This is a genomic window from Corynebacterium sp. zg-331 (assembly GCF_014267345.1).
In the GTDB taxonomy this organism is placed as follows: Bacteria; Actinomycetota; Actinomycetes; order Mycobacteriales; family Mycobacteriaceae; genus Corynebacterium.
Genome location: NZ_JACMYD010000001.1, coordinates 556,497 through 569,429 on the forward strand (window position 1 = coordinate 556,497; position 12,933 = coordinate 569,429).

General features: G+C 65.0%; 11 protein-coding genes. 7 read left to right on the forward strand and 4 right to left on the reverse strand.

Features of this window, described 5'->3' with window-relative positions; all coding sequences use genetic code 11:
* Window positions 1-2 precede the first annotated feature (2 nt).
* The 7 genes from yvcK (at window position 3) to secG (ending at window position 8,560) form a co-directional block, all read left to right on the forward strand.
* Window positions 3-962, forward strand: a complete 960-nt coding sequence (gene yvcK / locus H7347_RS02740; protein WP_186337150.1) for a uridine diphosphate-N-acetylglucosamine-binding protein YvcK — start codon at window positions 3-5, stop codon at window positions 960-962.
* 14 nt (window positions 963-976) lie between these two features.
* On the forward strand, window positions 977-1,990 hold the full coding sequence (whiA, locus tag H7347_RS02745; RefSeq protein ID WP_152821000.1) for a DNA-binding protein WhiA: 1,014 nt from the start codon (window positions 977-979) through the stop codon (window positions 1,988-1,990).
* A gap of 274 nt (window positions 1,991-2,264) precedes the next feature.
* Window positions 2,265-3,269 (forward strand): type I glyceraldehyde-3-phosphate dehydrogenase, encoded by a 1,005-nt coding sequence (gene gap / locus H7347_RS02750; RefSeq protein WP_186337151.1) that lies wholly within the window; start codon window positions 2,265-2,267, stop codon window positions 3,267-3,269.
* Between the two features lie 84 nt (window positions 3,270-3,353).
* Entirely contained in the window at window positions 3,354-4,571 is a 1,218-nt protein-coding gene (gene pgk, locus H7347_RS02755; protein ID WP_186337152.1) for a phosphoglycerate kinase, read from the forward strand.
* A 31-nt stretch (window positions 4,572-4,602) separates the two neighbouring features.
* Window positions 4,603-5,385 carry a triose-phosphate isomerase gene (gene tpiA / locus H7347_RS02760; protein WP_152821002.1) on the forward strand — a complete coding sequence of 261 codons (783 nt, stop codon included), beginning with the start codon at window positions 4,603-4,605 and terminating at the stop codon, window positions 5,383-5,385.
* Between the two features lie 77 nt (window positions 5,386-5,462).
* The gene (gene ppc, locus H7347_RS02765; protein WP_370513890.1) at window positions 5,463-8,228 is read left to right on the forward strand and encodes a phosphoenolpyruvate carboxylase; all 2,766 of its coding nucleotides are present in this window, start codon (window positions 5,463-5,465) and stop codon (window positions 8,226-8,228) included.
* 98 nt (window positions 8,229-8,326) lie between these two features.
* A complete protein-coding gene (secG, locus tag H7347_RS02770; protein ID WP_152821004.1) occupies window positions 8,327-8,560 on the forward strand; it encodes a preprotein translocase subunit SecG in 234 nt (77 codons plus the stop codon).
* Between the two features lie 13 nt (window positions 8,561-8,573).
* On the opposite strand, the gene pgl is transcribed toward secG, so the two are convergent.
* From pgl to tal, 4 genes are all read right to left on the reverse strand, one after another.
* A complete protein-coding gene (gene pgl, locus H7347_RS02775; RefSeq protein WP_152821006.1) occupies window positions 8,574-9,281 on the reverse strand; it encodes a 6-phosphogluconolactonase in 708 nt (235 codons plus the stop codon).
* Window positions 9,278-10,201 carry a glucose-6-phosphate dehydrogenase assembly protein OpcA gene (locus tag H7347_RS02780; RefSeq protein ID WP_186337153.1) on the reverse strand — a complete coding sequence of 308 codons (924 nt, stop codon included), beginning with the start codon at window positions 10,199-10,201 and terminating at the stop codon, window positions 9,278-9,280. Before H7347_RS02780 ends, pgl begins: the two co-directional genes overlap by 4 nt.
* Window positions 10,202-10,216: 15 nt before the next feature.
* A complete protein-coding gene (gene zwf / locus H7347_RS02785) occupies window positions 10,217-11,734 on the reverse strand; it encodes a glucose-6-phosphate dehydrogenase (protein ID WP_186337154.1) in 1,518 nt (505 codons plus the stop codon).
* A 93-nt stretch (window positions 11,735-11,827) separates the two neighbouring features.
* Window positions 11,828-12,919, reverse strand: coding sequence for a transaldolase (tal, locus tag H7347_RS02790; protein ID WP_152821008.1), 1,092 nt, complete (start codon window positions 12,917-12,919; stop codon window positions 11,828-11,830).
* Between the last annotated feature and the right edge of the window lie 14 nt (window positions 12,920-12,933).

The following is a 12,933-nucleotide window of genomic DNA, read 5'->3' on the forward strand; positions in this document are numbered from 1 at the left end:
CTGTGCGGCATATTGTGAGCCTGGGCGGTGGACACGGCCTGTTCCAGACCCTGCGTGCTGATCGGCTCTGCACACCCGAGACGATCACCGCGATCGTCACCGTGGCTGATGACGGCGGTTCCTCCGGCCGGATCCGGCGCGAGCTCCGGACCATTCCTCCGGGAGATCTTCGTATGGCGCTGGCCGCGCTGGCCGGGGATGACCCCTCGGATCAGATGTGGGCCAGCGCCCTGCAGCATCGTTTTGGCGGCCACGGAGCGCTGGCCGGGCATGCCGTGGGAAACCTCCTCATCTCCGGCCTGGAGGAGGTGCTGGGCAGCACCCAACAGGCCCTGGACACGGTGGCGCGGCTGACGGGCTCTCGCGGACGCGTGGTGCCCATGTGCCTTCAGCCCCTCGACATCGAGGCCGACGTCTCCGGTCTCGACGACGATCCCCGCATCATGCGCCCCGTGCGCGGGCAGGTGGCCGTGGCCTCCACCCCCGGTTCGGTGCGTCGGGTGCGCCTCCTTCCGGAAAACCCCGAGGCTAATCCCACGGCGCAGGAGGCGATCATCCGGGCGGACGTGGTCACGCTGGGGCCGGGCTCGTGGTTTTCCAGCGTCATTCCGCACCTGTTGGTCCCCGGCATTGTGGAAGCCCTCAACGCCACCTCCGCGCAGAAGATCGTGGTGCTTAACCTCTCCGCGGAACCGGGGGAGACCCAGGGCTTTTCCTCGGAGCGCCACCTCCACATGCTCTCCCAACACGCCCCGGCGCTGCGGGTGGATCGGATCCTCATCGAGGCTTCTTCCATTCCCACCACCGGCGAGCGCGCTCACGTGGAGCGCGCCGCGGCCAGGCTGGGGGCGATCGTGGAGTTCGCGGATGTGGAGGCCGTCACGGTGGGGGGCGAGCGCACGAATCGGCACGATCCGGCCAAACTTGCCGCCGCGTTACGCGGCCTCGCCGCCGCCGATTAGACTGGCTCGGCATTATGGCAAGGAATAAGGAACCCGGTGGAACGGAGTTCACCGCCCAGGCGAAGGCGGAGTTAGCGACGGTGAATACCCGTACGACCTCCGCGAGAATCGCGGAGGTCGCGGCCATGCTGCGCTGCGGCTCCACTATGATCAACGACAACGGCAGCCTCGTGGTCGAGGCCGAATTCGATTCCCTCACCGTCGCCCAGCGCCTGCGCGTGGCCATCGAGGAGCTCTTTCACACCTCCCCCCGGGTGCGTTCCCTGCCCGGTCGCGGCCGAAAAAAACCACGCCACCTGGTGACGATCGGCACCGGGGCGATGGAGGTGGTGCGCCGCACAGGGCTGGTGGGTCCAACCGGGGTTGTCATCGTGGGGCTGCCGCCCCAGGTGGTCTCGGGCACCATCGGAGATATCGAGGCCGCCTGGCGAGGAGCCTTCTTGGCCAAAGGACGGCTGGCTGCACCGGGACGGGCGGTGTCCCTGGACGTGGTGTGCCCGCGGGAGGAGATCGGCCTGGCGCTGGTGGGCTGCGCGCGGCGCCTGGGCATGACCGCTAAGATTCGGGCGAGTCGCGGTATGCACAGGGTCGTCGTGCGCGAGGCCGAGGCCATTGGGGCCCTGTTAACCCGCATGGGTGCCCAGCGCACCCGGCTGGAGTGGGACGTGCTACGCCGGGAGCGCGAGGAGCTCCTGGGTACCGATAGGCTGGTGAACTTCGACGATGCGAACCTGCGTCGTTCGGCGCGCGCCGCCCTCGCGGCCGCGGTTCGAGTGGAGCGCGCGATGGAGCTCTTGGGGGACGACGTCCCCGAGCACCTCGCGGAGGCTGGTTACCTACGGGTGGAGCATCAACAGGCTTCCTTGGAGGAGCTGGGCCGCCTGGCGGAGCCGCCCATGACCAAGGATGCCATCGCGGGGCGCATTCGCCGCCTGCTGTCCATGGCAGATAAAAAAGCGCAGGAAGAGGGTCTTGAGGATACTCGGTCCGTTCTCACGGAGGAGATGCTTGAGGGCGAGGAGCAATAAGTGATGAGTATCACTTATTGTGACGGCGGGGCGATAGCGTGGAGCGTGACGCCCCTAACCTCCCCCGTACGGGGGTGATTCACCGCCGATCGCAGGGCAATAGTTATCGTCCGGACGAGATAACCCTCGACTTTCCCGCGCCGACTTTTTGCTTTTGTTGGATAGTGTCTGGTTGAAGGTCTGCGGGCGAGGGGTGGGGGCGGTACACTCGTTCCTGTGAGGCAAAGCGCGGGAGCGCTTTGGACACCACTCTCAACCTAGAGGAGTTTTCATAGTGACCATTCGTGTTGGCATCAACGGCTTTGGCCGCATTGGCCGCAACTTCTTCCGCGCCGTGCTGCAGCGCAGCGAAGATCTTGAGGTCGTCGCCGTGAACGATCTGACCGATAATCAGACCCTGTCCACCCTGCTGAAGTACGACTCGATCCTTGGCAAGCTGGACCAGGACGTAGAATTCGATGACGATTCCATCACCGTGGGCGGCAAGCGCATCGCCGTGTCCGCCGAGCGCGATCCGAAGAACCTGGATTGGGCGGCCCACAACGTGGACATCGTGATCGAGTCCACCGGCTTCTTTACCGACGCGAACGCCGCCAAGGCTCACCTCGAGGGTGGTGCGAAGAAGGTCATCATCTCCGCTCCGGCGAAGAACGAGGATGCCACCTTCGTCTACAACGTCAACCACGAAGACTACGACCCGGAGAAGCACACCGTGATCTCCGGCGCCTCCTGCACCACGAACTGCTTGGCCCCGATGGCCAAGGTGCTCAACGATGCCTTCGGCATCGAGGAGGGCCTGATGACCACCGTGCACGCCTACACCGGTGACCAGCGCCTGCACGATGCCCCGCACAAGGATCTGCGTCGCGCCCGCGCCGCCGCCGTGAACATCGTTCCCACCTCCACCGGCGCCGCGAAGGCCGTCGCCCTGGTGCTGCCCGAGCTCAAGGGCAAGCTCGATGGCTACGCCCTGCGCGTTCCCGTGATCACCGGCTCCGCCACGGATCTGACCTTCACGGCCAAGGAGGAGGTCAGTGTGGAGGCTGTCAATGCCGCCATCAAGGCCGCCGCCGAGGGCGCCATGGGTGATACTCTGGCCTACACCGAGGATCCGATCGTCTCCCATGACATCGTGACCGATTCCCACGGCTCGATCTTTGACGCCGGCCTGACCAAGGTCATCGGCAAGCAGGTCAAGGTCGTCTCCTGGTACGACAACGAGTGGGGCTACACCTGCCAGCTGCTGCGCCTGACGGAGCACGTGGCCTCCAAGCTCTAACCACTTGGTGCGTTGTACCCTGCGGCCCGGGGTGTGCCTCGGCACACCGGGGCCGCATTTTTCTTAGCCTGAAAGGATAATACTGTGACCATCAAGACCGTCGATGACCTGCTAGGCGAGGGCGTGGAGGGCCGCCACATCCTGGTGCGTTCGGATTTTAACGTTCCGCTTAACGAAGCCGGGGAAATCACCGATCCTGGGCGTATCCACGCCTCTTTGCCCACGCTCAAGGCGCTGGTCGAGGGCGGGGCCAAGGTCATCATCGCCGCGCATCTGGGCCGCCCCAAGGGCGAGATAAACCCCACGTTCTCCCTGGCGCCGGTGGCCGCGGCGCTCTCCGAGGCGCTGGGCCAATACGTGGCCCTAGCCAGTGACGTCGTGGGGGAGGACGCCCACGAGCGCGCCAACGGGCTCAACGAGGGGGACGTGCTGCTGCTGGAAAACGTCCGCTTCGATCCCCGAGAGACTTCGAAGGATGAGGAGGAGCGCGGCGGCCTCGCTAAGGAGCTGGCCGCCCTGGCTGCCGATAACGGAGCCTTCGTTTCCGATGGCTTCGGCGTGGTGCACCGCGCCCAGGCCTCCGTGTACGACGTAGCCAAGCACCTGCCGGCCTATGCGGGATACCTGGTGGGCAAGGAAGTCGATGTGCTGGAGAAGGTGGCCGCCGAGCCCGAGCACCCCTACGTGGTGGTGCTCGGCGGCTCCAAGGTCTCCGATAAGCTTGGTGTGATCGAGGCCCTGGCAAACAAGGCTGATCGCCTCATCATCGGCGGCGGTATGTGCTACACGTTCCTCGCGGCCCAGGGCTATAACGTGCAGCAGTCCCTTCTCCAAGAGGAGATGGTGGAGACCTGCTCCCGCTTGCTGGAGCGCTTCGGAGAGAAGATCGTGTTGCCGGTGGATCTGGTAGCCGCGAAGGAGTTTGCGGCGGATGCGGATAATACCGTGGTGTCCCTCGACGCCATCCCGGAGGGTTGGCAGTCCCTCGACATCGGCCCGGAATCCGTGGCCCGGTTTGCACAGGTCCTGGCGGATTCTAAGACGGTGTTCTGGAACGGCCCGATGGGCGTATTCGAGTTCGAGGCCTTTGCCAAGGGCACCGCGGGCGTGGCCCAGGCGATCATCGACGCCACCACCGAACATGGTTCCTTCACCGTGGTCGGCGGCGGGGACTCCGCGGCCTCCGTGCGCGCACTGGGGTTGAACGAGGAGGGCTTCTCCCACATCTCCACCGGCGGCGGCGCCTCCCTGGAGTTCTTAGAGGGCAAGGAATTGCCCGGCGTGGCCGTCCTCCACGTCTAAACACCCGAGCAACCAAGAAAGGCTTTTCCTCATGGCACGTACCCCCCTGATTGCTGGCAACTGGAAGATGAACCTCGATCACCTTGAGGCCATCGCTACGGTACAAAAACTCGCCTTTGCCCTCCCCAAGGAGTACTGCGAGAAGGTCGATGTGGCGGTGACCGTACCCTTCACCGACCTGCGCTCCGTGCAGACCCTGGTGGAGGGCGACAAGCTGCAGATCAGCTACGGCGCGCAGGATGTTTCCGAGCACGAATCCGGTGCCTATACCGGCGAGATCTCCGCCGCTATGCTCGCCAAGCTGGGCTGCTCCTGGGTGGTTACCGGCCACTCCGAGCGCCGCCAGTATCACCACGAGACGGATGCTCAGGTGGCGGCCAAGTCTAAGGCCGCCCTGGATAAGGGCATCTCTCCCATCGTGTGCGTGGGCGAGTCCCTGGAGATCCGGGAGAAGGGCACCCACGTGGAACACGTGGTGGAGCAGACCAGGGCCTCCCTCGCGGGCCTGAGCCCCGAGGAGCTAGCGCGCACCGTGATCGCTTACGAGCCGGTGTGGGCCATCGGCACCGGTAAGGTGGCCTCCGCTGCGGACGCCCAGGAGGTTTGCCACGCCGTGCGCAACCTGATCCGCGAGATTGCCGACGAGGAGGTGGCCGACGGTATCCGCATTCTCTACGGTGGCTCGGTCAAAGCCGACACCGTGGCCGAGATCGTGGGCCAACCGGACGTGGACGGAGGATTAGTGGGCGGCGCCTCCCTCGACGGGCAGGCCTTTGCCAAGCTGGCCGCGAACGCCGCTGGCCCGCTGAATTAGCACACCCATTTTTCGACGCCGCGGCAGCCTGGCCCACCCGCCGGGACCGCGGCGTTGTTAGGAAGGACACGCGACCCGTGGAACAGACTATTAATCTTCAAGACGACATCCGTTATCTCGGCCGTATCCTCGGTGAGGTCATCGCGCGGCAGGAGGGGCCGGAGGTCTTTGACCTCGTGGAGTTGGCTCGCCTCCAGGCCTTTGACATCGCCGGGCAGGACGCCGATATGTCCGCGCTCATCGAGATGTTCCGGGACATTGATCCCGATCGCGCCGAGCCGGTGATCCGCGCTTTTAGCCACTTCGCGCTCATGGCCAACCTCGCGGAGGATATTCACGACGAACACGCCCGCCTAGAGCACCAGCGCAGTGGCGCCCCGGCGCCGGATTCCACGCTGGAGGCCACGTGGGCCAAGTTGAGGGAAGCAAAGGTGACTCCGGAGGCGCTGGCAGAGGAGCTTCCCCACACCCTGGTGGCCCCGGTGCTCACCGCGCATCCCACCGAGACGCGCCGACGCACCGTTTTCGACGCCCAAAAGCACATTGCCAAGGCCATGAGGCGTCGCCACGCGCTGATGGGTTCCCCGAACAACGCCCATGCTCAGCAGGAGCTGGAGGCGATCGACGACGCCATTCGGCGTCGGCTTACCGTGCTGTGGCAGACCGCACTGATCCGCGTGGCGCGCCCCCGCATCGAGGACGAGATCGAGGTGGGTCTACGCTACTACAAGCTCAGCCTGCTCGAGGAGATACCCAGGATTAACCTGGACGTGCTCGCTCGGTTGCGCCAGGCTCTGGGGCGCGAGGTGGAGCCGCATGCGATCATCCGGCCCGGCTCGTGGATCGGCGGCGATCACGACGGCAACCCCTACGTCACCGCGGCGACCCTCGATTACGCCACCCGCCGAGCCGCGGCCACGGTGCTTCAGCACTACTGTTCCGAACTGCACGCCCTGGAGCACGAGCTGAGCATTTCTGATCGGATGAGCGAGGTCAGCGTCGATCTCTACGCGCTGGCCGAACGAGGCCACAACGACGTGCCCAGTCGCATCGACGAGCCGTATCGCCGCGCCGTTCATGGCCTGCGCGGACGCATGCTCGCCACCATCGCCACACTCATCGACGAGGATGCGGTAGAGGGCCAGTGGCACCGCACCCACGAGCCCTATGCCTCGGCGGAGGAGTTCGCCTCCGATCTGGAGACCATCGATGCCTCCCTGCGCATCAGCAAGGACGACATCATCGCCGATGATCGGCTGGCTCGCCTGCGCGCCGCCGTGCAGAGCTTTGGCTTCCACCTCTATTCGATGGACATTCGGCAAAACTCCGAGAGTTACGAGGACGTACTCACGGAGATCCTGAGCGTGGCTCGCGTCACCGAGAACTACCGGGCTCTTGGGGAGGACGACAAGATCGAGCTCCTAGTGCGCGAGCTGGAGACCCCGCGACCGCTCGTGCCCACCGGCTACGCGGGCTACGGGGAGGTCACCGAACGCGAACTGGGAATATTCCGCCAGGCCGCAGCCTCCGTGGAGCGCTTTGGTCCGGAGTCCGTTCCGCACTGCATCATCTCCATGGCTGAATCCGTCAGCGACATCCTGGAACCGATGGTGTTGCTCAAGGAGGTGGGCCTGATCCAGGCCGGCGGGCAAGCACCCACCGGCACCGTGGACATCATCCCGCTCTTTGAGACCATCGACGACCTCAACGCCGGGGCCGGTATCCTAGAAAAGCTCTGGAACATCCCCCTGTACCGCGAATATCTGCGCCAGCGCGGCGACGTCCAGGAGGTCATGCTGGGCTATTCCGACTCGAACAAGGATGGCGGGTACTTCGCCGCCAACTGGGCGCTCTACAGCGGGGAGATGGATCTGGTGCGCGTGTGCCGCGAGCACGGCCTGCGGTTGCGCCTCTTCCACGGTCGCGGCGGCACCGTGGGCCGCGGTGGCGGCCCATCCTACGACGCGATCCTGGCCCAGCCGCAGGGGGCCGTCGCCGGTTCCGTGCGCATCACCGAGCAGGGCGAAATCATCTCCGCCAAGTATGGTTCCCGCGACACCGCCCGGTGGAACCTGGAGGCCCTGGTCTCTGCCACGCTGGAGGCCAGCGTCCTGGACATCAATGACCTGGAGGATCCGCAGCGCGCCTACGAGATCATGGCCTGGCTCTCCACGGCGAGCCAGCGTAAATATTCCGAGCTGGCGCACGAGGACCCCGGCTTCATTCAATATTTCACGGAGTCCACCCCTTTGCAGGAGATCGGTGCCCTGAATATTGGTTCGCGTCCCTCCTCCCGCAAGCAGACCACCACGCTTGCGGACCTGCGCGCCATCCCGTGGGTACTCTCGTGGTCGCAGTCCCGGGTCATGCTGCCCGGCTGGTTCGGCGTGGGTACCGCGCTGCACCAATGGATCGAGACGGGCGATGACCCCGAGGAGCGGGTGCGGGAGTTGCGCGCGCTCAACGAGTCCTGGCCCTTCTTCAACTCGGTGCTTTCCAACATGGCCCAGGTGATGAGCAAGGCGGAGATGCACCTGGCTCGGCTGTATGCCGATCTCATCGACAACGAGGAGGTCTCCGCGCGGATCTACCGTACCATCCGGGAGGAATACGATCTCACGCTGGCGATGTTCGCGCGGATCACCGGACGCGAGCAGCTTCTGGCGGATAACCCCGCTCTGGCTCGCTCCGTGCGTTCGCGCTACCCCTATCTGCTGCCGCTGAATATCATTCAGGTGGAGCTGCTACGTCGGTACCGCGCGGGCGATCACCGCGATAGCGTGACCGCCGGCATTCAGCTCACGATGAACGGTTTGGCCACGGCGCTGCGCAACTCCGGCTAAATAATATGCCGGCGGGGGCGGAGCGCCCGCTGGCCTGTCCCCACCCGTGGTGTAGGGTGGGGACAGTTCCCCCGACTGTATCCTTGAAAAGGAATGACATGGTTCTTGCGTTTGAGATCATTCTTGTGCTGACCGCCGTCCTCATGACGGTGCTGGTGCTGCTGCACAAGGGCAAGGGCGGCGGCCTCTCTAGCCTCTTCGGCGGCGGCGTGCAATCCAACCTCTCCGGCTCCACCGTGGTGGAAAAGAACCTCGATCGTTACACCATCGTGGTGGCGCTGATCTGGGTCGTGTGCATCATTGCCCTGAATCTTATCCAGGCCTACGCCTAGCGGCCTTGGCGCGCTACAGCGCGCTGGCGGCCTCCTCGTCGAGGAAAAGAATCGTTTCCTCCGTGCCCTGTGCCCCGGATGCGGGCCAGGACGAGGCTTCTTCTTCGCGCGCCACCGCCGCCACGGCCTCGGCCTTGGTCGCCCCGGAAACCAGCAGCCATACCCGCCGCGCCCTTCGGATGGCCGGCAACGTCAGGCTCACTCGGCGTGCCGGGGGCTTGGGGGAGTCGGGCACTGCCACCACCCACCGCCGCGTCTCCGCGATGGCGGGGGAGTGCGGGAAGAGGGAATTGACGTGTCCCTCCCCACCCATCCCCAACAGATGCAGGTCAAACCCTTCCGGGGCGTAACAGCGTAGGATGTCCTCGTAGCGCTCGGTCGCTTCGTCCAGACGGATCCCACCCCCCAGCCCCATGCCGTGAATGTTCTTCGCGGGGATCTCCACGGCGTCGAGCAGGGCGGCGCGCGCTTGCCCTTCGTTCGACTCGGAGTCGGTGACCGGCACATCGCGTTCGTCTCCGAAAAAGACGTGCACGTGCGCCCAGTCAATATCTGCCCGCTCGCGGAGGCGTTCGAGCAGGGCGATGCCGGCACCCCCGCCCGTGAGTACCACGCGGGCCTGGCCGTCGCCACGGGCCTGCGCCTGGCGGATCACCGCGGCCACGCCGTCTGCGGCCGCCGCCACGAGGGCCGACAGATCCGGGTATCGCTGGATATTCATACGCGCTCTTCCTCCTCGTTATTGTCAAAGATCACCGCGCCGACCCCCTCGAGTGCCTCCGCATAGATCACGTCGGGGTCCAGGTGCCGCAGTTCCTCAGCCAAGCAGTCCGCCGTGGAGCGGGGATTGAGGGCCACTAGGGATTCTGGTCGCTGGGGCATGCGCACGGAGATAGTCGAATGACTGCGGTTGTGAATGGTCACGGGGCCGCTGGGGAACTCCACGTGCAGCTCGCAGGGATCCAGGTCGCCCTTGATCTGGTGGGTGGCCACGCCTCGGCGCACTGGTACCCCCAGGCGACTGGCCAGCCATCCCGCGGCCAAGTCGATGCTCGGGTTATTCCGCGGGCCTTTCACGCTCACAGAGACGATGTCTTCTTGGGGATGAAAGTCCAGGGAGGAGGCCACCACGCCCCGCCACTGGGTGATCCTCGCCCAGGCGAGATCGGAGTCACCGGGGGCATAGCTGTCAGGCCGGAGCCCACCGTCGGTGATCCGGCGCTGGGCGAGGCACCCCACCGGGTGCTCGGCGGGCACCTCGGGGGCCTGGGAGGGCCACCAGGCCACGATAGGGGTATCCGGTAGCAGCAGGGGGGTGACCACGGAATCCGCATGGGCGGCCACATCCCCGCGCAGGGTCATGATGACGAATTCGCTGGCGCCCACGGTTCCTCCCACGCGAATTTCCGCGTCCACTCCGGGAATTTGCGCGGGACCGCCATCGATGAGCACGAGCACCCGGGAGGGATGTTCCCAGGAGGCGTCGGTGGTGACCCGGATGATCTCGGAGAGGTCGTCGCCGGAGGCCGTCATCACGATGAGGGTGAGGACTCGGCCGGTGGTCTGAGCGGTGGTCTCGTGAATGTGCTGTAGCGATGCGGCAATATCGCGGGTGGTGGTATCGGGAAGCTCGATAATCACGTCCGATGCCTTTCTCTAGGGTCGCCGCCAGGCGCGACCGGTTCGGGTGAGCATGTGATCGGCGGAAGCCGGTCCCCAGGTGCCGGCCTGGTACTCGTCCGGCTTGCCGGAGACCGCCCAGTGCTCCAGCACCGGGTCGAGGATCTGCCAGCTCAACTCCACCTCGGAGTTGGTGGGGAAGAGGCTGGACTCGTCGCGCAGAGCATCGAGGATCAGGCGTTCATAAGCCTCGGGGGATTCCTCGGTAAAGGCCTCCGCGTAGGAGAAGTCCATGTTGACGTCGCGTACCTCCATCGCGGAGCCGGGAACCTTGGAGCCAAAGCGCATGAGCACCCCCTCGTCCGGTTGGATGCGGATCACCACGGCGTTCTGTTCCAGGGGATGAGGTCCCTGGTCGCCGAAGAGGTGGTGGGGGGCGGACTTGAACACCAGGGCAATCTCCGTGACGCGCCGTCCCAAGCGCTTGCCGGTGCGCAGATAAAACGGCACCCCCGCCCAGCGCCGCGAGGCAATCTCCAGGGTGCAGGCGGCGTAGGTCTCCGTGGTGGAATCTGGGTCAAAACCCTCCTCCTCGCGCAGGCCCTGCACGTAGGTGGAGCCCTGCCAGCCTGCGGTGTACTGTCCACGCGCGGTGGTCTCTTCCAGCGGGTAGACCGGCCTGGTGGCGCGCAATACCTTGATCTTCTCGGTGCGCAGCTGATGGGGCGAAAAGGAGATCGGTTCCTCCATGGCCACCAAGGCCAGCAGCTGAATGAGATGGTTTTGAATCACGTCGCGGGCCGCGCCGATGGTGTCATAATAGCCCGCGCGACCACCCACGCCGATGTCCTCGGCCATCGTGATCTGTACGTGGTCGATGTAATGGGCGTTCCAAAACGGCTCGAAAAGCTGGTTTGCAAAGCGCAGTGCCATGATATTTTGCACCGTTTCCTTGCCCAGGTAGTGATCGATGCGAAAGACCGAGGACTCCGGGAAGACCGCGTTGACGATGCCGTTGAGTTCCCTGGCGGATTCCTGATCGTGGCCGAAAGGTTTTTCGATAATAACACGCCGCCACGAACCCTCCGGGGCCTTAGCCACATTACTGCGCTCTAGCTGGTGGCAAACCGCGGCGAAAAAGTCCGGGGGCACAGAGAGATATAGCGCCCAGTTTCCCGAGGTGCCGCGGGTGGCGTCCATGTGCGCCAGGGTCTCGGCGAGGCGATCGAAGGCGGCATCGTCGTCGAAGTCGCCGGTGACAAAATGCATTCCCTCGGCGAGGCGATCCCACACATTCTGGTGGAATTTGGTGCGGGCTTTGTCCTTGACGGCGGCCAGCACGTATTCCTCAAAGTCCTGCTTGCTCCACTGCCTACGGCCGTAGCCGACCAGGGTAAAGCCAGCCGGGAGAAGCCCCCTATTGGCGAGGTCATAGATGGCCGGAAGGAGTTTCTTACGGGCAAGATCGCCGGTGACCCCAAAGATCACCATGCCCGAAGGGCCCGCAATGAGGGGCAATCGCTTATCCCGCGGATCGCGGAGCGGGTTTGTCACGTTCTTCTCCCTTTCGAAGAATGCAGAGCGCCGGCCGAGGTTGGCGGATAATAACTCATTCCGACCCCGGCCCGGCACCCGTGAGGATGGTATCTAGAGTCGCTGGCTCATGGAGGCCAACAGATCCTCCCAGGCGGTCACGAACTTCTCCACGCCCTCTCGTTCCAGCACCGCAAATACGTCGTGAAGGTCGATGCCCACGCGCTCAAGGGCGGCAAAGACGTCCTCGGCGGCTTCTCCCGTGTCCGTGAGGGTATCTCCGCGCAGGTCATCGCTGCTGATAACCGCATCGATCGTAGTCTGCGGCATGGTATTGACGGTCTGCGGGCCGGCCAATTCCGCGACGTAGAGGGTGGCAGGGTAGTCGGGGTTTTTTACCCCAGTGGAGGCCCACAGCGGACGCTGTACCTGGGTACCCTCCGGTAGGTTTTCCTGTGCAGTCGCGTCAAAGGCATCGAGGAAAAGCGCATAGGCCCGACGAGCATTGGCTACCCCCGCCTTGCCTCGCAGCGCCAGCGCCTCGTCGGTGCCGATGGCCTCCAGGCGCTTGTCCACCTCGGTGTCCAGCCGGGAGACGAAGAAAGACGCCACAGAGACAATTTGGGACACGTCGCGGCCCGCGGCGGCGGCCCGGCGGATGCCCTCCTTGTAGGCCTCGATCACGCGCCGGTAGCGCTCCACGGAGAAAATCAGGGTGACGTTCACGCTGATCCCCTCCGCCAGCACCTCCGCGATGGCGGACAGGGAGCCCTCGGTGGCCGGAATCTTGATCATCGCATTGGGGCGATCCACCTGCCGCCACAACTCGCGGGCCTGCGCCACGGTAGCCTCGGCATCCTCGGAAAAGCGCGGGTCAACCTCGATGGACACCCGGCCGTCGCGCCCCTTCGTGGCGCGGTAGACCCCCGCGAAAAGATCGCAGGCGGCGCGCACGTCCTCGACGCTCATCGCGTAGACGGCGGTGTCCGCATCCGCACCGCGCTCACGCAGCCGTGCAATCTGATCGTCGTAGGCGGAACCCGTGGACATGGCCGTGGCAAAGATGGCGGGGTTCGTGGTCACCCCGGCGATGCCCGCGGTAGCGATCATCCGTTCCAGGTTCCCTGAGGCGATCCGCTCGCGGGAGAGGTCATCCAACCAGGTCGTGGTGCCGATCTCGGCAAGCCGTTCGATGGTGTTGCTCATTGTTGAGTGCTCCT

Coding starts and splice junctions, on each gene's coding strand:
- tpiA (WP_152821002.1), top strand. CDS start 4,603: ATGGCACGTACCCCCCTGATTGCTGGCAACTGGAAGATGAACCTCGAT.
- pgl (WP_152821006.1), bottom strand. CDS start 9,281: ATGAATATCCAGCGATACCCGGATCTGTCGGCCCTCGTGGCGGCGGCC.
- tal (WP_152821008.1), bottom strand. CDS start 12,919: ATGAGCAACACCATCGAACGGCTTGCCGAGATCGGCACCACGACCTGG.
- secG (WP_152821004.1), top strand. CDS start 8,327: ATGGTTCTTGCGTTTGAGATCATTCTTGTGCTGACCGCCGTCCTCATG.
- whiA (WP_152821000.1), top strand. CDS start 977: ATGGCAAGGAATAAGGAACCCGGTGGAACGGAGTTCACCGCCCAGGCG.